Below are 24354 nucleotides of genomic sequence, written 5' to 3'. Positions count from 1 at the left end.
ATCACAGGCAGCCCAAGGGGGTTGGGCGCTCGGGCATCGAATCTTCGGCCGTTCGTGCTACTCATCCATTCTGGTCGGGAAGTTCCCCCCGGATCTCCGTGCTACCCTCTGCCCCGATGTCTTCCTCCGCCGTCGCCGTCGAGAATGAGCGCATCGAGCGCCTCGCCGAGCTCCAGCGCGCCGTCGAGCGGGCATTGGAGGGCAAGACCGCGGTGGTGGAGCTGGCGCTCATCGCGCTCCTCGCCCGCGGTCACCTGCTGATCGAAGATGTGCCCGGGGTCGGCAAGACTACCCTGGCCCGCGCGCTGGCTCGCTCAGTCGGTGGCGAGATGCGGCGCGTTCAGTTCACGAGCGACCTGTTGCCCAGCGACGTGCTCGGTGTCTCGGTGTTCGATCAGCGAGCCGGAGACTTCTTCCTGCGCCAGGGCCCGATTTTTTCCAATGTGCTCCTGGCGGACGAGATCAACCGCGCGAGCCCACGCACCCAGTCCGCGCTGCTCGAGGCGATGAACGACGGCCAGGTGTCGATTGACGGCAAGACCATCCCGCTGCCGGATCCCTTCCTGGTCGTTGCGACGCAGAACCCGCAGGACTTCACCGGCACGTTCCCGCTGCCCGAGTCGCAGCTCGATCGATTCATGGTTCGGCTGCGCATCGGATACCCGCCGCCGAACGTCGAGACCCGGCTGATGCTCGAACCGGACCTGGATCGGATCGAGAACGTCCCGGTGGTGCTCGACCCCCAGTCCCTGGTCGAACTGCAGCGAGAGGTCGACCGGGTTGTGGTCGACGGCGCGCTAGGCACCTATTTGCAGGCGTTGATCACGGCGACCCGCTCGACGCCGACTCTGGCCTTGGGTGCGTCCACCCGAGCCGGCATGAACCTGTCGCGGGCCGCCAAATCCCGGGCGTTGATCCAGGGACGGCGCTACTGCATCGCCGACGATATCCACGACCTGGCGGTCCCTCTCCTGGCCCACCGAGTCCGCTTGGCGGCCCACGCCGAGGGCTACGTCCCGACACGGGAAGAAGCCGAGGCTGCGGTGCGAGACGTCGTCGCCCGCGTGCCCGTGCCCCTCTGAGGCGCCGTGGCTGGCGCCCGCCTCGCGACCCATCCGAAGGTCCAGCGCGCGCTGGAAGATCCGACTCCACCCAAGGGCTGGTGGGGAAAGCTCCGACGCTGGTTCCGCCCGCCCCGCAAGCTGCGGCTGACGCGTGAGGGGAAGTACTTCATCGGCATCACCTTCGGTGTCGGGTTCGCAGCGATCAACACGGGCAACAACCTGCTCTATCTGCTCCTGGGCATGCTGCTGTCCTTGATCGTGGTCTCTGGCGTGATGAGTGAGCTGTCCTTGCGGCACCTGACAGTGGTGCGCCGGCTGCCCCCTCGCGCCCAGGTTGGGCGAGCCCATCTGGTCGAAATCGAGGTCTACAACCACAAGCAGCGCGTCCCGTCCTACGCGATCGAGATCGAAGATCTGCGTGCGGGTCAGCCCGCAGACAAACGCTGTTTCTTCCTGAAGATCAGCCCCCGATCGGCGCAGGTCGCCGCATACCGCCGAACCCCCGCGCGCCGCGGCCGAGACCGCCACGTCGGCTTTCGCGTTGCCACTCGATTTCCCTTCGGCCTGTTCGAGAAATCTCGGGAACTCGGCGCCGAGGGAGATCTGATCATCTACCCCGCCGTCGACGTGGTCCGACTCCCGACCGATCAAGCGGGGCGCCGACTGGGTGGAGAGGGCGCATTTGGCCGTGGCTCGGGGGACGAGATCGTGGGCGTTCGACCGATGCGCGACGGCGACGACCCGCGAGACATCTACTGGCGCAAGAGCACCATGATGACCCAGATGGTGCTGCGCGAGCGCGCGAGAGAGACCCGACGGGACGTCGAGCTGAGCCTGGATCCAACACATCCTGGCCTGACCCCAGCCGAGGACTGGAGCATCCGCTTCGAGCGGCGAATCCGTGACGTGGCGTCGCGGGCCGTTGCCCACATCAAACGTGGAGACGGGGTCACCGTGCGCTGCACGACAGGGGACCGGGTGCGAGCCGACGCCTCGGTCGGCGCCGATCCCTTGCTCAGGTTCCTCGCCCTCCTCGAGGCTTGTCCAGGCAAGGGCAGTCTGCCGCCCAAACCCGCGGATGCGCCGCTGGCGGCAAAACCACCGGAGGCGGCGTGAGGTTCGGTCTCGTTCATCGGCTCATGACCGACGCGCTTGCGGCGCTCGGACTCTTGGCTCTGGTGACCAGCGGCGAGCTGAACCGCTGGATTGCCATCGCGGTGATCGTCGGGTTGGCGGCGGCGCTGGCCCTCCCCGAGCGCTGGCAGGACGGGCGTTTGATGCGTCACCTGGGCGTGGTCGCTCCGGTCGGCTTGCTGGCGCTGCAGCTCGGGCGTCTGGTGCTCGGCGCGCCGGTGTTGCAGCTTGCGGTGGAGTTTGCCGCCGGCCTTCAGGTCGTTCGTCTGGCAACACGGCGCGGGGCGGCGCACGACCAGCAGGTCGTCGTGCTCGCCTTGCTCCACCTGATCGCAGGCACGGTGCTCGGCGGCGGACTGGCCTACGGCCTGTGTTTTCTGGGGTTTCTGATCGTTGCCCCCGGCGCGCTGGTGCTCAGCCACCTGCGCAGAGAGGTCGAGGGCAACTACCGTCAGGGTGCGCGGGACCGCACGGGGTTGCCGGTCGATGTACCTCGAATCCTGCGCAGTCGCCGGGTCATCGGCAAACAGTTCCTGCTCTTCACCTGCCTGCTCTCGGTGCCGATCTTCCTGTTCACCGCGGTCATCTTCGTGATGTTCCCGCGCGTGGGGCTCAGCCTGCTGCTGCTGAACCACGGTCGGCCCGAGCGCATGATCGGGTTTTCGGACAAGGTCGACCTCGGCGGCGTCGGAACGCTGCGTAGCGACCCAACCATCGCCATGCGCGTGGAGCCCGCCGAGCTTTCGGAGAACCCACCGCTGCGGATCGCGCTCTACCTGCGCGGCACGGCCTTCGACACCACCGACGGGCGAAGCTGGTCCCGCTCTTCGACGCAGCGAGCGCCGGCTGACATGCTGGGCAGTACCGTTCGGATCCGGCGCGCGCCGGACGTCTCACGGGATTCGAAGCTCACCGTCGATCTCGAGCCCATCGATCCGCCGGTGGTCTTCCTCCCGAACGATGCCGTCGCATTGCGGCTGGTGGGGCGCGGCGCGCCCGTGCTCGGAACGAGCACGACCGTGCTCGCAGGGCCGGAGGGGGAGTTCAAATACGTCAGCGTCGATGACCGAGGCCTGCGTTACGAGATCTTCTTGGCGGGCAAGAACGAACCTCCGCCGCGCCCGATGAGTGCCGCGGATCGCGCCCGTTATCTGAGCCTGCCCGCCGACTTGCCACCCCGAGTGGCCGAACTTGCCCGCACGTGGACCGCCAACACAAAGAGTCCGCAAGCGCAGGCGGCGGCGGTCGAGGCCCGTCTGCGGAGTGAATACCGCTACGATCTGGCCTCGCCGTCCGGCGCGGAAAAGAACCCGCTCGACCACTTTCTGTTCGAATCCAAGCGCGGACACTGTGAGTTCTACAGCACGGCGATGGCGGTGCTCTTGCGCACGCAGGGGGTCCCGACGCGCAACGTCACCGGCTTCGTGGGTGGAACCTTCAACCGCTTCGGGCGTTATTACGCCGTGCGGCAAGGGGACGCTCACTCGTGGGTCGAGGTCTACATCGACGGTGCGGGCTGGACTCGTTTTGATCCCACGCCGCCCTCCGACGCGGCACCTCAGAGTGAAATCACAGGCGCATTGGCCTTCATGCGGGACTTCGTCGAAGCCGCGGCGCAACGCTGGAATCGAAACGTGGTGGGTTACGATCTGAAACAGCAGGTCTCGCTGTTTCGCACGGTGCGCAATCGTTACGCTTCTTTGCGCAGCAAGTCCGCGGTCCTCGACAGCCTCGGTTCACCGCGGCGCATGTGGCTCTTCGGGCTTGGAATCGCGCTGATCGGCGCGGGTGTGTACTGGTTGCGCCGCACCCGGCGGACGGCTGCCGAAAACAAAGATCCGCCCAAACCCGACGAGCTGAGTGTGCAGCGCATCGTTGCGCTCTACCGCTCCCTCGAGGCCGTGCTGGTCCTGCTCGGGGTGCCGCGACCCGCGAGTGTTCCGCCGTTGGCGCACGCCCTGGGTCTCGTAGCACTCGGCCATCCGGCGGCAGATGAAGTGCTCGCGCTGACCCAGATCTACATCGACGCGCGCTTCGGCGAGCGCCGCCTGGACGATGCGGAGCGCAGTCAGTTCAGCGAACGCGTGCGGGCCCTTCGACAGGTGCGCCCGCGAGAAGCTGCAGCGGCGTGAGGCTCAGCTCGGCTTGACCACGACGTGGGCGCGCTCGCCCGGCCGCGTGCGTGACACGCCGATCAGAGCGCCGGGGTCCGGTCGCGCCGTCAAGGCGTCCAGCTCGAGCGTCGGTTCGCCGCGCTCGACCCAGGCGATGACCACGGGGTCCGTGGCGCTCACACCCACCTGAACCACGTTCACGGGAACGCCCCGCGCGAGCTCCTCGGCGCTCACCGCGCGCTGCATGGAGCCGCGTGGTCGAGCCCGGGGTGCAACGCGTCCCTCGGCGTCGACACTCTCCGGCGCGTAGGTGTGTACGACGAGGCGATAGCTGTCCTCACCGGAGAGTCCCCCCGAGATGCAGGCGCTGACCTGATCGAGAGCGCCCACGCCGAGCGTGGTGGCTGCGAGCAGCGCGAGCCAGGTTGCGGGAGGGGGGGGCATGAAGACGATTATTGATAAGCACGCTTCGTGCCAGCGCCAGGGGTCGCGGCTTCTCGCGTTTTTCTGGGTTTTCCGCCCCGGCCGGGGGCGGCGGCCGGTGTCAGCCTGACGGCGGGCAGGGGTCAGTAGGACACGGGCGTCAGCGCTGCTTCGCCACGGCGCCGGCCCACCGAGTAGCCTCGGCGCACTTGCTGAGCCCCTTCGGCCCGGCTCCCTCGCGCGCGAACGGCCCCGCCACCAGCGCGACATCGCGACCCGCCAGGACCGCTGCGATGGGGCCCGCGGCGCTGCGCTCGGCGCACACGTGTTTGGCTTTCGCGGCGGCCTTGGCGCGATCCGGCGACACGTACTCGGCGGGGCGTGCTCCAGCTGGGCGAAGCACGCCCCGGGCGAAGGCCGCGAGGCCGCGCGTCGCAGCGGCTTCGTTGTCGTAGCGAAGATGCCAGGCTAGCGCGTACTGATTCTCTTTTCGGAACACCGCGACGCGATCGCCAGCCCAGTCGCTCGCGCTCTCCGCGGCCGCGCGGCGCGGCATCCATTCCTCGAGCAGAATCCGAACTGACTGCTCACCCAGGATGTCTCGGTAGATGACCTCGGTAGGGCCGCCGGGCGGCGCGGACGGGATGGGGACCGGCTCGGCTTTCTCGCGCGAGACGTATTTTTCGGGGTGGAGCAGCTGTTCGGTGGTGGACGGAAGATCACGCCAGATCGCGTCCACACTCGCCCAGCCCCCACGCCGGCGGGACCAGTTCACGAACGAAAGGCCGTCGATGTACGGCGAAACCACCGATCGTTTGAGGATGCCCGGGACATTGGCCGACTCCATGGACAGCTCGATGGCGCCCCGCGCCTCGAGGCTGATGATCTCGTCGGAGACGTCTACGGCCCGGAGCCCCCGGGTGGCCAGCACGTGATCGAGCATGGCGCTGGTTGCGTCACCCTCGGCGAGAGCGTGAATCGCGCTCTGTTCATCGCCCGAGTCCTCGCGAAACTTGAGGCGCTTTTCCAGGTCGTAGTGCTGATCTTGCAGCGCGTGGACCAGCTCGTGGGCCAGGGTCGCGCTGCGCTCGGCGGGCGGCAGGTCGCGCGCCAGGAACATCGCCTTCTGTTTAGGATCGTAAAAACCAGCCAGCTGCGAGCCCATCAACTCGAGCAAGCTCTCTTCATAGTCGAAGCTCGCCGGCACGACCCCGAGCGCGAACAGCATCTGGGTCTCGGCGCCGATGATGGCCGGGGGCACCTCCGTCGCCAGCTCCTTCTTCACGAACGCGACCATCTCGGCGCGGCTGATGGAGTGACCCTTCACGGGACCCTTCGCCGCGAGCTCGCGATGACGTTCCACGACGCGAAGTGCTCCGGCAACGATACGATCGGCCTCGGCCTCCGGGCTGGCTCCCACGCCAGCGTCCACCGCTTCGACGAGCGGGTTTGCGGGCGGGGCCGTTGGCGAAGCGTGTGGGGCCTCCGCGGTCGGGGCCGGCCCACAGCTCACCAGAAGGAGCCCGCAGGCCAGCGCGACGGTGGGCCTCATTTCGTGCCCGTCTGGGCCCGGAGTGCCTGGATGGCAGCGGCACGATCCGACTGGCCGAAGACGGCTGAGCCCGCAACGAGCACGTTGGCGCCCGCCTCGATCACACTGCGCGCGGTGTCCGGCGCGACTCCGCCATCGACCTCCAAGTCGATGGCCAGGCCTCTCTGTTCGATCATGCCGCGGAGCGCGCGCAGCTTGGGCAAGGCCGACGGCAGGAACCGCTGGCCACCAAAGCCCGGATTCACACTCATCACCAGAATCAGGTCCAGGTCGTCGAGCACGTGCTCGATCGAGCTCTCGTGTGTGTGCGGGTTCAGCACGACGCCGGCCTTCTTCCCCAGACGCCGGATCTCCGCGAGGGTGCGCTGCAGGTGCAGGCTCGCCTCTACATGAACGCTGATCACGTCGGCCCCGGCCTCCGCGAACGCCTCCACGTAACGTTCCGGTTCGACGATCATCAGGTGGACATCCAACGGCAAAAGTGTGGCCGCCCGCGCCGCCCGGACCACCACCGGGCCCAAGCTGATGTTCGGCACGAATCGCCCGTCCATCACGTCGACGTGAATCCAGTCCGCGCCTCCGCGTTCGACTGCCTGGATCTCTTCGGCAAGGCGCCCCAGATCGGCGCTCAGAATGGACGGCGCGATTCGGAGCGGGCTCGACATGCCCTCCGGGGATACACGAGCTGCCTCAGCGCTGCCAGGCCTCCCCCGGTTTGTCGACACTCCGTCAAGTCGAGCGTGATATCGTCGGGTCGAGCGACGAAGCGATGATCACGCGTTCCCTCGGCAAGCAGGACTACGACCACATCGTCCAGGTCATCGACCGATGGTGGGGTGGCCCGACCAGCGCCCTGGCCCACCCGTTATTCTTCTACGAGCTCGGGCAGTTGGCCCGCGTGGTCGAGCACGACGGCATCCTGGTCGGTTTCCTGTTCGGCTTCATCGCCCAGGCTGCACCCAAGACCGGCTACGTGCATTTGGTGGGGATCCACCCGGATTATCGCCGACGTGGCGTCGGCAAGGTGCTCTATCAGAGCTTCGAAGAAGAGTGCCGCGCTCAGGGTTGCGCGCGGCTCAAGGCCATCACGACCGTCGGCAACGAGGGCTCGATCGCGTTCCACAAAGCCACGGGCTGGACCGTGACAGCGGTTGAAGATTACGCGGGCCCTGCCCGGCCGCGTGTGGTGTTCAACAAGGTTCTCTGACCATGACCAGCGTCGCTAACGCGCGTACGGCAGAGGTGCGATCTGCACGCGAAGCCCGGGCCATTCTCGCTGAGGCATCGGCCGGGCTTCAAGGGGCTCCCAGCGACGGGGAGCTGGAGAAGGCCATCGAATTTCTGGCGCAGGCCAGCAGCACGCTCTACGAGCTCGAGACGGATTCGCCAGCTTCCGAGGACTATCGCAGCATCCGAGCCGCGATCGCGCATTTGAGCCACGCCCTCGGCGTGCTTCAGGGACTGCCGCCGGGCCCGGCCGTCGACGCCGCGGTCGAGGCCTTGGCGCGAACGCTGGCGTTACTCTATCCCGTAGCGCGAACACACCAGCGCCGCCGCCGCCGGGTCATCCTGGACATTTTTGGCGACCCGGACTCGATGCCGGCGCTCGCGCCCCCAGCCCCGGAGCCCACCGGGGCGCCTCCAGAGCGGGACGACTTCGCCGGGCGGAACCAACGCGCCGGCGGGGACCGCGTGTTCGTCGAGGTCGACATCGGTCTCGCCAGTCAGTCGCATTTCTACACCGGACTCTCCCGAGACCTCTCGCGGGGCGGACTCTTCGTGGCCACCTACAAACCTCAGCCGCCGGGCACTCAGGTGACGGTGAACTTCGTGCTCCCGGATGGAAGAGCGGTCAAAGCGCGCGGGGTCGTGCGCTGGACCGTGGACGCGCGCGATGACATGGCCCCGGGAATGGGTGTCGCGTTCGAGCAGGTCGACGCAGAAGATCTGAACGCGATCGAAGACTTCTGCGGGGCGCGCTCGCCGATTTACCACCAATCCGGGGATGATTGAGCGAGGGCCGGCGGACCCTCGGATTTCATTCATACTCAAGAGGCGATAAGGTTTTCCGGCTCGCTCGTCCGCGGGAGGCATCCATGCGCAGGCTTTTCCTGATACTTGGCTTCAGCTCCCTCGCGAGCATTTTGAACTGTGCTCAGTCCGAGTCCGTCAGTGGCGGCGGTGGCTCCGGCGCCTTTGGTGGATTCGCAGGCGACGCAGGTCCCGGCGGGACTTCAGGCTCGGGCGGCGGCGGCTTCGGCGGCGCGGGGCTGACGGGAGGCGGCGGCGGCGCGGGCGGTGTTGCGGGCCAGGGCGCGGTCGGCGGGGGCGGCGCCAGCGGTGGAATTGGCGGCGCTGGAAGCGGGGGTGGCGGAACCGGTGGTTCCACCGGCGGCGCGGGCGGCTCGACCGGCGGGACTGCGGGCTGCACCCCCCCGGTAGTTGGTGGCGCTTGCGATACCTCCCCGCAGTGCGGGTGCAATAGCTCGGAGGCGTGCAACGTCACCAGCGAAGCCGGCACCACGCAGTGCACACCAGCAGGAACGATCACACCCTACAACATCTGCACCAACCTGAACGACTGCACGAAGGGCCACGCCTGTGTTGGCAGCGCATGCAAGGCGTACTGCGAGAAGGACGCGGACTGCAGCGCGACCGGCGGAGCGTGTTTCCAGGTTCAGTTCACCAGCGCCGGGACCAGCAAACCGATTCCCGGCATGAAGGTCTGCTCCAAGAAGTGCGAGCTGCAAAACCCGGTCTCCGCGTGCGGCCCCGGTCTGAGCTGCTACCCCGACGTGAAGGCCATTCCGCCGAAATCCGACTGCGCAAAAGCGGGCACTGCGACCACAGCGGGCGCATGCCTAGCGGACGGAACGGCGTGTGCGCCCGGCTACGCATGCCTCTCCAACGGCGACTGCAAGAAGTGGTGCCGCGTGAGCTTCACGGGCGATTGCGGCAGCGGTAAGACGTGCCAAGGATGGGCCTCGCCGAACGAGGTCATCGTCGACGGCATCACCTACGGAGTTTGCACACCTTGACCGGACTGCCCTCGACTGTGGAACCCGCGGAGCTGCGCGCCATCGGTTTGTTCGGCGCCCTCAGCGACGAGGTTCTCGCGCATTTGTCGGCGTCGCTGACCGTGACGACACCGCCGGCCGGCACGGTGGTGTTTCGTGAGGGCGACGAGGCCCGCGACATGTTCATCCTCGTCGACGGCGAGCTCGAGGTGTTGAAGCGCAGCCACCGCGGGATCGACGCGAGGGTGGCCATGCTCGGACCCGGCGACTGGTTCGGCGAGATGAGTGTCGTCGACGTACAGCCGCGCTCCGCGACGGTCCGGACTCTGGCGCCCACGCGACTCGTGCGCTTGACCAGCGCCGATCTCGACGCGCTCTACCGCTACGACGTCAAGTCGTACGCGATCATCGTGTTGAACCTGGCGCGAGAGCTGAGCCGGCGCCTGCGCGTTGCCGACGGCATCTTGGCGGACTTCATCGCCAACGTGCTCGACAGTTACCTGGTGCGCCGCGGCCCGGCCGCCGGCTGACTCAATCCGAGGCTGAATCGAGCGCTGCGTCGCCAGCGTCCGTGTCGGCGTCACCCGTCGCGCCGTCTCCTGCGTCGGCTTCGGCGTCGCCCCCGCCATCCAGATCGGCATCGCCGCCGCCATCGACTGGGCTCGTGCCGCCGGCGCCACCCGTTCCCGCAACGCCGCCGCCACCTGCCGCGCCACCACCACCGGCCGCGCCACCAGTTCCGGCCGCGCCGCCACCTCCGGCTGCGCCACCGCCACCGGCCGCGCCGCCCGCGCCCCCGCCGGCTCCGCCCGACGCGCCTCCGCCGCCATCCTGTAGCGAGCCGCCGCCAAAGCCCGAGCTCGCTCCCACTCCGCCCGCCCCGCCAGCGGGGACACCACCCGTAGCTCCGGTTTGATCCGAGGGGACCTCAGGCTGTGGGTTGAGATCACAGGCGGCGAGGGAGGCTGTGACAAGCAGAAAGAGCAGCCAACGGCGAGCCATGTGTCAACACACTAGCACAGCATGCGCCATGCGGCACAGTGACGATCTGCGGTCCAATTGGGGCGATTCGCTGCACCAAACCGGCACATGCTGGCACACCTGTCGGCCGCCAGGGTCAGTCGTGGCGCATGTTCAGTCCGCGGCGTCGGGGTCAGCGACCGCGTCGCCGACGTCGCTGTCGGAGCCTGCTTCTCCGTCGCTCGCGTCCCCGTCAGCGTCCGGACCCGCGTCTCCTGCGTCGTCGTCCGCATCGGCATCCGGGCCCGGGACTCCGCCGTCGAGGATGCCCGTTCCACCCCCAGAGCCCGAGCTCCCGGCCATACCGCCGAAGGAAGAGCCCGCTGCTCCGCCCACGCTCGCGCCGCCAACTCCTCCACCCGCGGCGGCCGACCCGCCAAAACCACCCGTCTCGTTGCCGCTCGGCACCTCGGGTTGCGGATTCAGATCGCAGCCCGCGGCGGATGACAGCATGAGCCCAAGGGCCCAAACCCATCGTGGAACGCGGCGCATGCGGGTCATGTGAAGCAATCCTCTGGCCAAACGTATCACGCGTCAGTGGGCCAGACACGCAACCGGTACGCGGGGCGCGGGCGCAAGAGCCAAGCGCGCCCAGCCCGCGGCCACGACGCTCAGTCGGACGAGCTGCCGCGCGCTCGCGCTTCGTGGATCAGGGCGAGCGCTGCTTCGACGTCCGGAGCCGCTCGTTCGAGACCCTCAGCGACCCTACCCAGCTCGGCCTGAAGCTCCCGCAACACCGCTGCGACCTCATCGGCGTTCGTGACCAGGATGTCCCGCCAGATCGCCGGATTTCCCCCGGCAACGCGGGTCGCGCTCGCAAACCCCGGACCCTCCGCCGCTCGGCTTCCCCTGCGTTCGGACAAGACCACCAGCACGCTGGCCAAGAGCTGAGGCACGTGGCTCGTGAGTGCGAGCGCTCGATCGTGAGTGGCAGCGCTCATCAGCACCGGCTCGGCGCCGAGCCCCACGACGAAGCCTCGCACGGCCTCGAGTGCCGCTTCGCTCGCGCCATCGGGACACAAGATCCAGCGCTTGCCAGCAAAAAGCTCGGCGTGCGCGGCCGCTCTTCCGGACCGCGAGCCTCCTGCCAATGGATGCCCGGGGACAAACACTCCGGCACGACGAGAGCGCGCCGCGACCTCTGCGATCTGCCGCTTCGTCGAGCCTGCGTCCGTGACCACCCGGGCCAGGCTGAGCACGCGCGGGAGCTCAGCCGTGATCACCGAGACCGGAGCGGCGAGCACCACCAGGTCCGCGCGTGCCAGCTCGGCGTCGACGGCCTCACTCGCCTCGGCGGCGAGCACGCGCGCGCCGAAAAATTCGTCGTTGCCAGGCTCGATGGCGGAAGAAGTGTCGATCGCAACGACCTCCGTTTCCGGCCTTCGAGCCGCGAGTGCCGCGGCGATCGAACCTCCGATCAGACCAAAACCGACGATGCAGATCATCGCCGCACGGCGGCGCCCACTGCGCGAGCTCGCTCGGCGAGCTCCACAGCGTCGGCCCAGCGCAGGGTCGCTGGTACGGGGCTGGGCACGTCTGCTTTTCCGACCCACACCCGCAGAATGATGCCATCGGCGCCCGCACCGATGGCCGCGCAGGCGACAGCAGCCGAATAACGCGTGCGCTGCGCGATGCTGGCCACATCGACCACGATCGGCAAATGCGTGCGGATCTTGGCGCGCGCAATCGCGGCCACTTCCAGCGTGCGCGCACCGTTCGGATATTCGCCGCCGGCCTCGAGCAGCACGACACAGCCTTCTTGGCGGGCGAGCTCGCGCTCGGCAGCGCCGATCCATTTGTTGGCGCCCCAGCTCGGCCCTCGCTCGACGAACTTCACCTGAGTCGGCGAAGCAGCGCGCACCTTCAGCGGCAGACACGTTAGCGAGCCAACACTGTCGGGCACGATGCGCGCACGACTCACCGCTGCATCGAAGGGTCGCCCGGCAGCGACCTCGTAACCGACGTCGCTGGAAGGCGGCCCGCTCTCGTCCCCGTCACCACCACCCAGCCCGATCGGTTCGATCGCCACCCAGGGGCGCTGTCCGCCGATGATGCCCCACGGACCCTCCGCCACGGTGGAGGCCTCGCGAAAGCGACGCGACGCCAAGCGGAACGGCTCGCTGACCCGCACGACATCCGCGACCCAATCGAGGTCCTTTGCGACCGCGACGTGAAGCTCCGTCACGTCTCCGACCACGCCGAGCAGCGTGCGTGTTTGGCCGCTCGAACGATGAACCTCGAAACCGGCACCTACCAGATAGGCGATGACGGCCTCGACCGCCGCGTCCGGCGCCTCCGACTCCATGACGACAACCATGGACGAACCAGCGTATCAAAACGGGGCCGCCGGAGAAGCCGAGTTCTTGCCGTTCTTCGGCTTGGCCTCCGCTCCGGCGGGAAGCTATGGTTTGGGGCCAAGGTGGACGGCATGAATCAGGGGCGGATGCCCATGGCGAGCCAACCGGACGAGCTGATCGGGACGGTCGTCGCGGGGCGTTACAAGGTGCTGCAGCGCCTTGGCCAGGGCGGCATGGGCACGGTCTACCTCGCCGAGCACCAGGCCATCGAGAAGAAGGTCGCGCTCAAGGTTCTGCGCGCCGAGTACTCCGCCAAGCCCGATCTGGTCACGCGCTTTCAGCGCGAAGCCATCAGCGCGTCGCGGATCAAACACCCGAACGTGCTCGACGTCTTCGACTTCGGCCAGCTCGACGACGGCTGCTTCTTCCTCGCCATGGAGTTCCTCGAGGGTCGGGACCTGGCCGACGAGCTCGAGTACTGCCGAGTGCTCACCGCCGAGCACGCGCTGCGCATCATGCTGCAGATCGCCAAGGCGTTGTCGGTGGCCCACGGCAAGGGTGTGGTGCACCGCGACCTCAAGCCCGAGAACGTCTTCCTCCAGCTCACGGCGGACGGAGAAGAGACGGTCAAGATCGTCGACTTCGGCATCGCACAACTTCGCACCAACGAAGAGGCCGCCGCGAACGAACCATCGCGTCGGCGCCTGACGCGAACCGGCATGATCTTCGGCACGCCGGAGTACATGTCTCCGGAGCAGGCGGCCGGAAAACACGCCGATTTGCGCGTGGATATCTACGCAACCGGCATCATCTTGTTCGAGATGTTGACGGGCGCGGTGCCGTTCACCGGTGACACCTTCTTTGCGGTGCTCAACGCCCACATGAACGACCCGCTACCGTCGATGCGCGCCATCAATCCCGAGGTCGCCATCTCACCCGATCTCGAGGCGGTGATCCTCAAGGCGCTGGCAAAGAACCCGGACCACCGCTTCCAGTCCATGCGCGAGCTGGCGGCAGCGCTGATGAACACGCCGGAGGCGGCCGCGCTCGATCCCCTGGCCCGCAAGAGTGCGCTGCCCGGGATCACGACCGCAGAGTTCGGCAACCTCGGCCGCGACTCGGCGGCGGATCTCGTGCCGCACGCCCACGTGCAACCCGGCGCCGCACACGACCCGAATGCGGCCGGCCTGGACCAGGCTGTGCGCGCAGACACGATGCCGGTCGGAGTGACACGCGAAGAGATCCCCGTGCGGCGTTCCGGCAAGGGCGTCTGGATCGCCCTGGCCGTGGTCACGCTGGCCGCCGTGGGCACCGCCGCGGTGAAATTCATGCCCGCCCCGAAGACGGTCGCGAGCGTCGAGCCTCCACCCCCGGCTTTTCCCAGCACAACGGTGCAACCCGTGGAAACGGCGGCCCCACCCGTGGAGCCTGCGACGAGCGCCACCGTCGCCGCGCCCAGCGGCGTTCAAATCAAGGTCGTGACGGAGCCCGACGGCGCGGTGGTGCTCAAGGGTGGCGCCCAGGTCTGCGACACCACACCGTGCGAAGTCACGGCCAAGAAGGACGAGACGCTGGAGCTCGAGGCCCGCAAGAACAAGCTGCGCGGTACGGCCAAGGTGCTCGCGCAGAGCGACCAGACCGTCACCATCAAGCTGGCGGCGCCGGCAGGCGGAAGACCCGCGGCCCAGCCGTGTTACCAGGAAGTCGTCACCGACGGGCTGAAGGGCTTGAAGCCCGTCCCATGCCCCAAGTGACGCGGCACACGCCGACAACTGGCGTCGGCCGCTTCAGCTTCCGCGGCAATCGCCGCGACACTCGCCACGGTTGGTTGCGTTTGACGCCAGCGTACTCGTTGCACCTGGTGCAATCGCTCGTGGCAAAGCGCGCGCGCGCCGATCTGCCAGTGCTCGATCCTTTCTCGGGTAGCGGCACGACGCTGCTCGTTTGCACCGAGCTCGGAGTGCCCTCGACGGCGCTCGAGCTGAACCCATTCCTGGTGTGGCTGGCGCGGGCCAAGGCCGCCCGTTACGACGCCGCCGCGTTGTCCGCGGCGTCGAAGACCGTCGAGGTCGCCGCGAAATCGGTGCGCGCGGCCCGGGCCCCGAGCGCCTGGACGCCCCCGCTCCACAACATCGAACGCTGGTGGGACGCCGCCACTTTGTCGGCACTTTCCCGGGCTTTCGCGGCGATCGGAGCCCAAGAGCCGAGCAGCCGCGCGCGGGACCTGTGCTGGCTGGCCTTCTGTCGGACGCTGGTGAGCGTGTCGACCGCGAGCTTTCGTCATCAGTCGATGTCGTTCGGCAAAGCCGCAGCGCGCACTCCCGCCGAGAGCCGCGCAATCGTCGCTCGCGAGCTCGAGAGCAGCTTCGCGTCGCTCTCTCGGGCCGCCGCCGTCCCACTCCCGACCGTTCGCCGCGAGGTCGTGCAGGGTGATGCCAGAGCCGTGGCGACGGCGCTCGGCAAACGGCGCTTCGGAACCGTGATCACCTCACCGCCCTACGCCAACCGCATGAGTTACATCCGCGAGCTACGGCCTTACATGTACTGGCTCGGGCACCTGGCGGACGGTCGCTCCGCGGGGGAGCTCGATTGGCAAGCCATCGGTGGGACCTGGGGCGCCGCCACCAGCAACCTTGGTCGCTGGAGCGCGCCCAAGGGTACGGCGAGCTCGTTCCGCGACCTGCCGGGGTTGCTCACCGCGATCGGCAAGAACAGCGAAGTGCTGTCACGCTACGTCGAGCGTTATTGCGTCGACATGGCGGCTCACCTGAAGAGCTTGCGAGCCGTCGTGGCAGACGGCGGGGAAGTGCACTACGTCGTCGGCAACTCGAAGTTCTTCGACGTGCTCGTGCCCGTCGAGGAGATCTTGGCCGCTGAGCTGAAAAAAGCCGGGTTTTCTCGGCCGAAAATCGCACGACTGCGCAAGCGCACCAGCAAGCGCGAGCTGTTCGAGTTCTGCGTCAGCGCACGGGGCTGACGCCTCGCGCGACGCGCGCCCGGTCTCTCAGGCCGCGTCAGCGAGCAAACCGAAGGCAGCGACTCCGAACCGCCGCAGCTCACGCCGCACCTCGCTCGCGCGTTCGGGGGCCCCGGAGAGCGCTGCCAAGAGCTCCGCGCACCAGCCGTCGAGGGTCGCCTCGCAGCTCGACAGATCTTCACTCTCACCCGAGAGCACACGGCGCCACGCGCGCGCGGTCACGCCCAGCGTGTCACTCATGCGAATGCCACCATCGCTGCTGATGGCGTGACCGCTCTCGACCAGCCGTGCGCAAGCCGGAGCACCGAGCGTCTCGATCGCGACGAGCTGGTCGGTCAAGAACGCCGGCAACACGGCCGCGGCCCGCGTGGCTCCCACGCCGAGCAGAACCCGACCGAGGAGCGACAGCAGCTGAGTGAAGCCGTCGTTCGGTGCGGACGCCGAAAGCTCGAACCCCGGCGCGGCTTCGACTTCGCGTGCGGCTTCGGCTTCGCGCGCCGTTTCAACTTCGCGCGCGGCTTCGGCTTCGCGTGCGGCTTCGGCTCCGCGTGCGGCTTCGGCTTCGCGCGCCGTTTCAACTTCGGAACACCGCGCTTCAGGCGGCGCGCCCGACCCGGGAGGACGCAGAACCGCACGGGGCCAGCCCGTAGGACTCAGGGTCACCCAGGCGGCGCCCGCGTGAAGCGCAGGGTTGTCGTTGGGGAGCTCGGCGCACGGCGCTCGGAGGGAAGCCACGCGGCCATTTCAGGCTGCGCCATCGGCTGCGGCCAACATTGTGGGGGCGCGCGAGCGCTCATCGCGGGACCACGCTATTCTCCGCCCATGCGCTCCGTTCTCGTGCTCCTGGCTCTTGGCGCCCTGAGTTGCTCGGCGAATCCGCCGCCGCGGTGGCAGGAGGGCGGCGCACCACTGATGATCGCACCCGCCCGCTGGGACCGCGGCGACGACGATCCCATCCAGATCCACGCCGATGGCAAGGTCACCGACGGCGGCGATCTGTTGTTCGTCGTCGACCGCGCGGGTCGTGTCGTCGACAAGGACTACGAGCCGGTCGCCATCCTCCTGCCCGACGGTCACATCGGCGGCCCCGACAACCAGCTCCTCGGCCGCATCGGCCAGGCCAACGCGGCCCCTCCGGGCTCGGCCGCCGCCTGGCTGGCCGTGCTGCCGAATGGGCAGGTCGTGCGCTTCGACGAGGAGGGCGACCGCCACAATGCGGGCGTCTGGTACGGCTGTGAAGGGCCGCAGAAGCGCACCTGCACACTGGTCACCCACGTGCTGTGGGTGCGGGACTACATGCGCAACTCCCGCGGCGGGGTCTCGGTTGGCGTCGGCGTGATGATGGTGCGCTGAGCACACCTATCGACGAACTCCCGGGGATTCGCTAGAACCTGCGCGCCATGTTGGACGGTCGTTGGGTCGCGGATCACCTCACCGATGCACGCGCGGGCCTCGCGCGGCGGTCGGCCGAAACGGCGAGCTTGCTCGACACCGCGGGTTCGGTGTTCGAACGGCGGCGTGTGCTGATTGGAAAGACGGAGGCGCTGCAAGCCAAGCGCAACGCCGCCAACGAACAGATGAGCAAGCTGGCGAAGGGCGGTGACAAGACCGAATTCGCCGCGCGGCGCGACGAGCTGCGCACGCTGTCGGCTGAGATCAAGACCCTGGAAGACGAGCTCACTGCGGTCGAGCGCGATGTCGAAGAGCGCATGCTCTCGATCCCCAACCTACCGCACAGCTCCACACCGGACGGCGCCGGAGAGGCGGAAAATCCCGTGCGCCGCAGCTGGGGTGAAAAGCCGAGTTACGATTTCGAGCCCAAGCCACACTGGGAAATCGGCGCCGCGCTCGGCATCCTGGACTTCGAGCGTGCGGCGAAGCTCTCGGGCGCGCGTTTCAGTGTGCTCTGGGGTCTCGGCGCGCGGCTCGAGCGGGCGTTGGTCGCGTTCATGCTCGATCTGCACACTCGCGAGCACGGTTACACCGAGGTGTACCCGCCGTTCATGGTCAAGGCCGCGGCGCTGCGCGGCACCGGACAGCTGCCCAAGTTCGAGCAAGATCTGTTCAAGACCTTCCGCAACGATCCCGAGGACGCCGACCCGCTGTATCTGATTCCGACGGCGGAGGTGCCGGTGACGAACCTGCACGCCGATGAGATCCTCGAGGGCGACACGTTGCCCCGGGCGTACACCGCCTACACACCCTGTTTCCGCAGCGAAGCCGGCTCGTACGGCAAGGACGTGCGTGGACTGATTCGCCAGCATCAGTTCGACAAGGTGGAGCTGGTGCGCTTCGTGACCCCGGAGAGCGCCGAGGAGCAGCTGGAGGTCCTGACCGGCCACGCGGAGCGAGTGCTGCAACAACTGGGGCTGCACTACCGAGTGATTTCCCTGTGCGCGGGCGACCTCGGGTTCAGCTCGACCAAGACCTACGACCTGGAGGTCTGGTTGCCCTCACAGGACGCCTATCGAGAGATCTCGAGCTGCTCGTGGTTCACGGACTACCAGGCGCGGCGCGCGAAGATCCGCTACCGCGCCGAGGCCAAGGGCAAACCACGGCTGGTCCACACCCTCAATGGCTCGGGGCTCGCCGTTGGACGCACACTCGTGGCAATTCTCGAACAGGGTCAACAGAAGGACGGCAGCGTGGTGATCCCCGAAGCGCTGCGGGCCTTCATGGGCACCGACCGCATCACCGCCCGGTGAGCGCTCAGCGGCGGCGCTTCTTCTTCCCGCCGCGACCTGAGCCAGCGGTCGGCGCGCCGGGACGCTGACCGCGTGCACCACCCCCCGAACGCTGACCGCGTGCTTCGCCGCCTGGGCGACCACTGCGTGCATCACTGGCCGCACCTCCGCGGGCCCCCGGCTTGCCGCGCCCGGCTGCCGCTTGTTTCGGCGCGGCACCCGGCCTTCCGCCGCGACCTCGGCCACCGGCATTTCCTCGGCCGGGCTCCGGGCGCCCTTTGCCTGGTCCGCCCGCTCCACGCCCGCGACCGTGCGCCTCTGCGCCCCGAGCGCGCCCGAGCTGTGCCAGAACTTTCTCCGGCAAGACCCGGCGTGCCGAGCTCATGCGACGAAGAATCGCCACGTCTTCGATCTCGACGACCACGCGATCACCGAGCGTCACGCGATCTCCAGAGCGCACACCGACCACCGAGAGCTCGTCTTCACTGGCCTCGTACTGATCGGGACCGAGTGCCTCGTAGCGGATGAACACGTCGACGAACGGAGCGTCGAGTGCAACGAAGACTCCACTGCCCACAATCGCCGTGACCCGGCCCTCGAGGATCTCACCGATGTGAGTCCGCATGTGAAGCGCGCGGTACAGATCGACGACCTCGCGTTCGACTTCCATCGCAGCCCGCTCGCGCACACTGGCCGCCGTGGCAGCGGCCCGCAGATCTTCGATTGCCTGCGGCGAGAGGTCGATTTTCCCGCCGCGCAGCACGTGTTTCACCGCGCGGTGCACCACCAGATCGGGGTAGCGCCGGATCGGCGAGGTGAAGTGCACATAGGCCTCCGATGCCAAGCCAAAGTGTCCGATGTTGGCGATGTCGTACTGCGCTTGTTTCAGCGAGCGCAGGAGCAGCATCTCGAGCACCTGCTTCTTCTCGTGTCCCTCGATGCTGGCCAGGAACGCCTTGACACCCTTCGGCTCGAACAGGACCTCGAGGTCGATCTCCATGCCGATCGTCTGTGCACAGTTGGCCAGGCGCTCCAGCTTCTTTTCATCCGGTTTGCCGTGCACGCGGTAGATGGCCGGACAGCGCCGTTTGCCGAGCCAGTCCGCGACCAGCTCGTTGGCCAAGAGCATCAGCTCCTCGATCATCTGGTAGGCGCGCTTGACACCCGGATCTTGCGCGCGGCGCACGACGTCCGTGGGCTCGCCGGTCTCCTGATCCAGGACCACCTTGGCCTCCGGAAGATCCAGGTCGAGAGCGCCACGATCGAGGCGCCGCTTGCGGAGTTTGCGGGCCAGATCGTCGAGGACCTTCAGGCCCTTCTTCATGCCCTCCGCCTGCGCGCTGCGGGGCGGGGCCTCGGTGAACCCGAGGGCTCGGGCGACGCCGGGGTAGGTGAGCATGGCCTGCGAACGCATCAGGCCCTCGACCACGTCGAATTTTTCCACCGTGCCGTGGCGATCGAGATCCGCGATCACGCACAGACACAGGCGCTCCGCCTCCGGCATCAGCGAGCAGAGATCCGCCGCGAGCGCCGCTGGCAGCATGGGGATCGCACGGTCGGGCAGGTAGATGGTGCAGCCCCGCGCCCGCGCCTCGGCGTCGAGCTCGGTACCGGGTTGGACGTATTCGCTGACGTCCGCGATGGCGATGTACGCGCGGAACCCGTCACCGAGGCGCTCGACCCAGACCGCGTCGTCGTGATCCCGTGCGTCCTCCGGATCGATGGTGGGCAGCGGGACGTGGCGCAGATCGACGCGGCCTTCGGGGTTGAGGCGGGAGAGCTTGGCCGCCATGGCCTCGGCCTCACGCACTGCACCTTCCGGGTGGTCCTCCTCGATCTGCTCCCGCACCAGGATCTTCTCGACCTCGACGATGGGATCGCCAGGCGCCCCGAGCACGGCGACCAGATCCGCTTCGGCGTTTTCGTTGGCGAACTTCGGAAAGCGCGTGATGTTGACCACCGCCGCGTCGCCGTCGTTGCCGATCCGCGCGTGACTCTTGACCACGATCGGCCCGCGCACTCGTGCGTCATCGGGCTCGAGCCACACACTCTTGCCGCGTCGGCGGAGCACGCCCGCCAGCCGCGGGCTGCGACGCGAAATGATGTCGTCGAGCCGCCCCTCCACGCCGCGCGACGTGCGACCGATCACGGTGACGCGCACACGATCACCGTGCATCGCCCCGCCGATGCCGTCGGGCGCGACGTACACGTCGTCCTGCCCAACCGCGGAGACGAAGCCAAAACCACGCGGGTGCACGCTGAGGATGCCGTCCCAGGTGGAGCCGCTCGCGTCCGGGCGACGCAGAGCTTTGAAGCGCTGGCCCGAGATCGGCTTGATCGTTCCGTCGAGGCCGAGCTGATCGAGCAGGGTGAGGAGTCGTGAATAGGCGGCTTCATCGACGCCAAGTCGGGTGGCCAGCTCGCGGGCGTGCAACGGCCGGTCGGCCTCGTGCAGACAGCCTACGATCTCGCCGCGCGCGGGCAGGGGTTTTGCCATGCGCGGGGGCATAGCCCGGGGCGCCGGCGCCGTCCTCTCGAAGCGGCGTCCGCGCGAAAAACGCGCTCTCAAACCCGGCTTCCAGCCTGCGTTTCCGAGTACTATGGCGCGACCGTGCGAATCGCTCTCTGGCTCGTCGTCCTGCGTGTTGCGGCGCTCGTCGCCCTCGGCGTGAGCGGCGCCCTGCTGGTCGACTACGTCAGCTTCAACCCCATGTTCTGCAGCGCGGATTCGGGCTGCTCGGCGGTTCGCGCCAGCGGGTTTGGTTACCTGTTCGGGGGCACGCTGCCGGTGCCCGCGCTGGGCATCGCGGGCTTCGCGGGGCTCTTCGTCGTGTCACTCTCGCGCGGGCTGAGACCCTGGTTGTTGCCGATGGCGAGCCTCGGAGCTGTTGCGGCGGCGACGTTCCTGGTGCTGCTGACCTTCGTCATCCACGAGTTCTGCAAGCTGTGTGTGATCGTCGATGCGTCGGCGTTCGTCTGCGTGCTGGCAGCCTACCTCCAGTACAAGAGCGATCCCGACGGCCTCGATCGCGATCCACTCGCGGGCTGGGCCTGGGCTGCACTCGCAGCCGTGGTCACTGCGACTCCGATGTTGTGGCCGTTCTTGCGGCCTGCGGCGCCGATCCCGGCCGCGGTGCAGCAGCTGTATCAGCCGGGCAAGATCAACGTCGTCGAGTTCGCCGACTTCGAGTGCCCCTTCTGCCGCGCGCTGCACCCGGAGCTGAAGAAACTCATCAAAGAGTACGAGGGGCGCGTGCACTTCGTACGCCTCAACATGCCGCTGCCGCGCCACCCGAGCGCGATGGGTGCAGCGAAGGCGGCCGTGTGCGGCGCCGCGCAGGGCAAGGGCGACGAGATCGCGGATCGACTGTTCGAAGCGGAAGACCTGTCAGCAGCCGCGGTGCGCCGCATTGCCGTCGGGCTCCAGCTCGACCCCAAGCGGTTCGATGCCTGTCTCAGCGACGAGAAGACGCTTCAGCAGATCGAGGGCGAAGGGAAGATCCTGCGTGACGCAGGCTTTCAAGGTCTGCCGACGACGTACGTCGGCTCGCGGCAGATCGTGGGCATGGTGGGAGAAGAAATCTTCCGCGAGGCGTTCGAGGCCGCGGCCCGGGGAGACGGCGGAATCGGCGTCCCTGCCGGGGTATTCGCCAGCATCGTGCTGGTCGTGATCGGCGGGGTGCTGTACCTGGGCCGGGGAGAACCTGCCCCGGTCGAGGTTCCCGCGCCGAAACCGGGAGCTGCGCGGGCACGACGCGACGACGACGACCCGGATGACGACGACGACACGGGCGGCGACGACACGGACGACGACGACACGGGCGGCGACGACCCGGACGGCGACGACCCGGACAGCGACGACCCGGACAGCGACGACCCGGACAGCGACGATGACGGCCCCGCCACGAGTGGTTCGAGCGAGGGCGACCCTTCGAAGGACTGAGCCCGGGCCAGGCGGCGGCCGCCGCCGGCATCCGCGCGACCGCCCTTGTGGTACACTCGGACATGCCAAACAAAACAACCGCAGCGCCTGCCGAGCTCGTCCCGCTCGAAGTGTTCCAGGCGCTCCCCAAGACGGACCTGCACGTCCACCTCGACGGCTCGCTCCGCCTGGAAACCATCCTCGATATCGGCAAGAAAGAGGGCATCGAGCTGCCGGCCAACAGCGTGGCCGGACTGCACGAGGCCATCGGGTGCGGACGAAACTTCGGCTCCCTCGTCGACTATCTCAAAGGTTTTTCCATCACGTTGCCGGTGATGCAGACCGAAGACTCGCTCGAGCGCATTGCGTTCGAGCTCGCCGAAGACGCACACCGCGAGAACGTCCGCTACATGGAGGTCCGCTACGCCCCGATGCTCCACACCGAGCGCGGGCTGAAGCTGACCAAGGTCGTGGAAGCCGTGCTGGATGGGTTGCGCCGCGCGCGCGAGACCTACGGCATCAAGGCCACCGTGATCATCTGCGGGATCCGCAACATCTCGCCGGAGAGCTCGTATGAAATGGCCGAGCTTGCCGTCGCGTACAAGGGGCGCGGCGTCGTCGGCTTCGATCTGGCCGGGGCCGAAGCGGACTTTCCGGCAAAACACCACCGCGACTCGTTCCAGCTGGTGCGCGACAACAACATCAACTGCACCATTCACGCGGGCGAGGCCTACGGTCCGGAGTCGATCGCCCAGGCCATTCACGTGTGCGGCGCACACCGCATCGGGCACGGCTGCCGCCTGCGGGAAAATGGCGATTTGCTGCACTATTTGAACGATCACCGGGTGCCGCTGGAGTGCTGCCCGTCGAGCAACGTCCAGACTGGCGCCGTGCGCGACATCGCCAGCCACCCGCTCAAGCTCTATTACGATCTGGGCCTGCGCGTCACCGTGAACACCGACAATCGTTTGATCACGGACACCACCGTGTCGAAAGAGCTCTGGCTCTGTCACACGAAGATGGGGCTCTCGTTCAAGGACATCAAGAGCATCATCGTCGCTGGCTTCAAGTCGAGCTTCCGCCCGTTCCACGAGAACCAGGCAGCTCTCCGCCGGGTGACTCAGGAGCTCGAGCGCTACGACGATCTCGGCAACATCAAGCCCGGCGCAGCACCCGCCGCCGAGTCCCGGCGCGCGCGCGCGAGCGCCGAGCTTCAGGCGGAACCTCCAGCTAGTGCCCCGGGTCGAGCGTCAGCGGGTACGACAAGCTGATGCTCTTGCCGGCTCCGGGAGCCGGAAACCGCAGCGTCTTCACAGCGGCCGCCACGCAGGCCCCGACCGCACTCTTGCCCAGGCTGCCGCGCGTCGTCACCGCGGTCACCACGCCCTTGGGGCCGATGGTGACGTTCAGACCGAGGTCGCCCTTCAAGGCGGGGTCTGCGGCCAGTCCTCGCTCGTAACAGCGGCGAAACTGCTGCTGCAGGCTGCGCATGCGGCGGCGAAGCTCGTCCGGCGTCGCGCGCGCCTTGGGGTCGACGACAAAGGGTTGCTCGAACAGAGTGCGGCAGCGGATAGCAGCGGCGTCGTGCAAGTGGGAGCGCTCGGCGATCTCTACACACTGTTTCAGCGCCGACCGCGCAGGCTCCCGGGCGGACTCGAGGGATGAGTCCAAGGTGGAGAGATACGTCGACGAGAGATCCCTGTCCTTGGCGATCTGTCGAGGCATCGCGGCCTCCCCCAGGCGGTACGTGCGCTCCGCCAGGCGCAGGGACATCTCCGCGGCTTCCGCGAGCACAGTCACGCGGTGTTCGTCAGTGAGGGCAGCGGCAAGCGCCGCCCGGTACTCGCGGTTCGTGTCCTCTTGAAGCTTGCGCGTTCCGGTCAGCCACGGCGCGAACTTCTCGGAGACGAAGCGCTGCGCGTCGGCGGAGGTCTGGTACTGAGCGATCGGCGGAGGCTTGAGCTTCTCCAGCTTCGAGCGAGCGGCTCGCGCACGCTTGAGCGCGAGGAAAAATGACTGCGGGTCTCCGGGAGCCGCGCGGGGAAAGCTCGCGCTAGGCGGCGGCGCCTGGGCCAGGGCAAGGCCCGGCAGCAGACACGACACCAACACCCCGGCCCGCCACAGACGCATGGGAAGCCGACGCATTCGCC

At 67.9% G+C, this 24354-nt stretch carries 23 protein-coding genes; 13 read left to right on the top strand and 10 right to left on the bottom strand.

What is annotated here, in order from left to right:
• Nucleotides 1-116: 116 nt before the first annotated feature.
• From IPI67_00915 to IPI67_00905, 3 genes are read left to right on the top strand one after another with little or no spacing between them, the layout of a single operon-like run.
• A complete protein-coding gene (locus tag IPI67_00915) occupies nt 117-1082 on the top strand; it encodes a MoxR family ATPase (GenBank protein MBK7578738.1) in 966 nt (321 codons plus the stop codon).
• 6 nt (nt 1083-1088) lie between these two features.
• Nucleotides 1089-2180 (top strand): DUF58 domain-containing protein, encoded by a 1092-nt coding sequence (locus tag IPI67_00910; protein MBK7578737.1) that lies wholly within the window; start codon nt 1089-1091, stop codon nt 2178-2180.
• Nucleotides 2181-2203: 23 nt separating this feature from the next.
• Nucleotides 2204-4330, top strand: a complete 2127-nt coding sequence (locus IPI67_00905) for a DUF3488 domain-containing protein (protein MBK7578736.1) — start codon at nt 2204-2206, stop codon at nt 4328-4330.
• 3 nt (nt 4331-4333) lie between these two features.
• Here the strand turns inward: IPI67_00905 and IPI67_00900 are convergent, their stop codons facing one another.
• From IPI67_00900 to IPI67_00890, 3 genes are all read right to left on the bottom strand, one after another.
• Nucleotides 4334-4756 (bottom strand): hypothetical protein, encoded by a 423-nt coding sequence (locus IPI67_00900; GenBank protein MBK7578735.1) that lies wholly within the window; start codon nt 4754-4756, stop codon nt 4334-4336.
• A gap of 139 nt (nt 4757-4895) precedes the next feature.
• Nucleotides 4896-6287, bottom strand: coding sequence for a hypothetical protein (locus tag IPI67_00895; protein ID MBK7578734.1), 1392 nt, complete (start codon nt 6285-6287; stop codon nt 4896-4898).
• The gene (locus IPI67_00890; protein ID MBK7578733.1) at nt 6284-6952 is read right to left on the bottom strand and encodes a ribulose-phosphate 3-epimerase; all 669 of its coding nucleotides are present in this window, start codon (nt 6950-6952) and stop codon (nt 6284-6286) included. Before IPI67_00890 ends, IPI67_00895 begins: the two co-directional genes overlap by 4 nt.
• A 104-nt stretch (nt 6953-7056) precedes the next feature.
• Here IPI67_00890 and IPI67_00885 point away from each other — a divergent pair, with 104 nt between their 5' ends.
• The 4 genes from IPI67_00885 to IPI67_00870 all read left to right on the top strand — a co-directional run bounded on the left by IPI67_00885 (nt 7057) and on the right by IPI67_00870 (nt 9834).
• Nucleotides 7057-7494: a GNAT family N-acetyltransferase gene (locus tag IPI67_00885; GenBank protein MBK7578732.1), complete on the top strand. Its 438-nt coding sequence runs from the start codon at nt 7057-7059 to the stop codon at nt 7492-7494.
• 2 nt (nt 7495-7496) lie between these two features.
• Complete coding sequence (locus IPI67_00880) at nt 7497-8300, top strand: TIGR02266 family protein (GenBank protein ID MBK7578731.1); 804 nt, start codon at nt 7497-7499, stop codon at nt 8298-8300.
• Nucleotides 8301-8383: 83 nt separating this feature from the next.
• Nucleotides 8384-9325 carry a hypothetical protein gene (locus IPI67_00875; protein ID MBK7578730.1) on the top strand — a complete coding sequence of 314 codons (942 nt, stop codon included), beginning with the start codon at nt 8384-8386 and terminating at the stop codon, nt 9323-9325.
• Entirely contained in the window at nt 9265-9834 is a 570-nt protein-coding gene (locus IPI67_00870) for a cyclic nucleotide-binding domain-containing protein (protein MBK7578729.1), read from the top strand. The genes IPI67_00875 and IPI67_00870 overlap by 61 nt, the downstream gene beginning before the upstream one ends.
• Nucleotide 9835: 1 nt before the next feature.
• Here IPI67_00870 and IPI67_00865 read toward each other — a convergent pair whose 3' ends face one another.
• The 4 genes from IPI67_00865 to IPI67_00850 form a co-directional block, all read right to left on the bottom strand.
• Nucleotides 9836-10306: a hypothetical protein gene (locus IPI67_00865; protein MBK7578728.1), complete on the bottom strand. Its 471-nt coding sequence runs from the start codon at nt 10304-10306 to the stop codon at nt 9836-9838.
• Nucleotides 10307-10438: 132 nt separating this feature from the next.
• On the bottom strand, nt 10439-10825 hold the full coding sequence (locus IPI67_00860; protein MBK7578727.1) for a hypothetical protein: 387 nt from the start codon (nt 10823-10825) through the stop codon (nt 10439-10441).
• Between the two features lie 110 nt (nt 10826-10935).
• Nucleotides 10936-11769 carry a prephenate dehydrogenase/arogenate dehydrogenase family protein gene (locus IPI67_00855; protein ID MBK7578726.1) on the bottom strand — a complete coding sequence of 278 codons (834 nt, stop codon included), beginning with the start codon at nt 11767-11769 and terminating at the stop codon, nt 10936-10938.
• A complete protein-coding gene (locus tag IPI67_00850) occupies nt 11766-12641 on the bottom strand; it encodes a hypothetical protein (protein MBK7578725.1) in 876 nt (291 codons plus the stop codon). Before IPI67_00850 ends, IPI67_00855 begins: the two co-directional genes overlap by 4 nt.
• 111 nt (nt 12642-12752) lie before the next feature.
• Between IPI67_00850 and IPI67_00845 the strand changes: the two genes are divergently transcribed.
• Both IPI67_00845 and IPI67_00840 read left to right on the top strand, forming a co-directional pair.
• On the top strand, nt 12753-14375 hold the full coding sequence (locus IPI67_00845; GenBank protein ID MBK7578724.1) for a protein kinase: 1623 nt from the start codon (nt 12753-12755) through the stop codon (nt 14373-14375).
• Complete coding sequence (locus tag IPI67_00840; GenBank protein ID MBK7578723.1) at nt 14363-15598, top strand: SAM-dependent methyltransferase; 1236 nt, start codon at nt 14363-14365, stop codon at nt 15596-15598. The genes IPI67_00845 and IPI67_00840 overlap by 13 nt, the downstream gene beginning before the upstream one ends.
• Before the next feature lie 27 nt (nt 15599-15625).
• On the opposite strand, the gene IPI67_00835 is transcribed toward IPI67_00840, so the two are convergent.
• Nucleotides 15626-15976, bottom strand: a complete 351-nt coding sequence (locus IPI67_00835; protein MBK7578722.1) for a hypothetical protein — start codon at nt 15974-15976, stop codon at nt 15626-15628.
• Between the two features lie 444 nt (nt 15977-16420).
• Here IPI67_00835 and IPI67_00830 point away from each other — a divergent pair, with 444 nt between their 5' ends.
• Together IPI67_00830 and serS are read left to right on the top strand one after the other, a co-directional pair.
• Nucleotides 16421-16951, top strand: coding sequence for a hypothetical protein (locus IPI67_00830; GenBank protein MBK7578721.1), 531 nt, complete (start codon nt 16421-16423; stop codon nt 16949-16951).
• 47 nt (nt 16952-16998) lie between these two features.
• Nucleotides 16999-18303, top strand: coding sequence for a serine--tRNA ligase (gene serS / locus IPI67_00825; protein MBK7578720.1), 1305 nt, complete (start codon nt 16999-17001; stop codon nt 18301-18303).
• Nucleotides 18304-18307: 4 nt separating this feature from the next.
• On the opposite strand, the gene rnr is transcribed toward serS, so the two are convergent.
• A complete protein-coding gene (gene rnr, locus IPI67_00820) occupies nt 18308-20779 on the bottom strand; it encodes a ribonuclease R (protein MBK7578719.1) in 2472 nt (823 codons plus the stop codon).
• A 114-nt stretch (nt 20780-20893) separates the two neighbouring features.
• Between rnr and IPI67_00815 the strand changes: the two genes are divergently transcribed.
• Nucleotides 20894-22225: a thioredoxin domain-containing protein gene (locus IPI67_00815; protein ID MBK7578718.1), complete on the top strand. Its 1332-nt coding sequence runs from the start codon at nt 20894-20896 to the stop codon at nt 22223-22225.
• Nucleotides 22226-22287: 62 nt separating this feature from the next.
• A complete protein-coding gene (add, locus tag IPI67_00810) occupies nt 22288-23475 on the top strand; it encodes an adenosine deaminase (GenBank protein MBK7578717.1) in 1188 nt (395 codons plus the stop codon).
• Here add and IPI67_00805 read toward each other — a convergent pair.
• Entirely contained in the window at nt 23435-24349 is a 915-nt protein-coding gene (locus tag IPI67_00805) for an AgmX/PglI C-terminal domain-containing protein (GenBank protein MBK7578716.1), read from the bottom strand. The genes add and IPI67_00805 overlap by 41 nt on opposite strands.
• Nucleotides 24350-24354: the final 5 nt, after the last annotated feature.

The organism is Myxococcales bacterium, assembly GCA_016706225.1.
Classification (GTDB): Bacteria; Myxococcota_A; Polyangia; order Polyangiales; family Polyangiaceae; genus JADJKB01.
The sequence above is the reverse complement of the archived record's forward strand: the minus strand, read 5'-3'. Positions and strand labels throughout refer to the sequence as shown.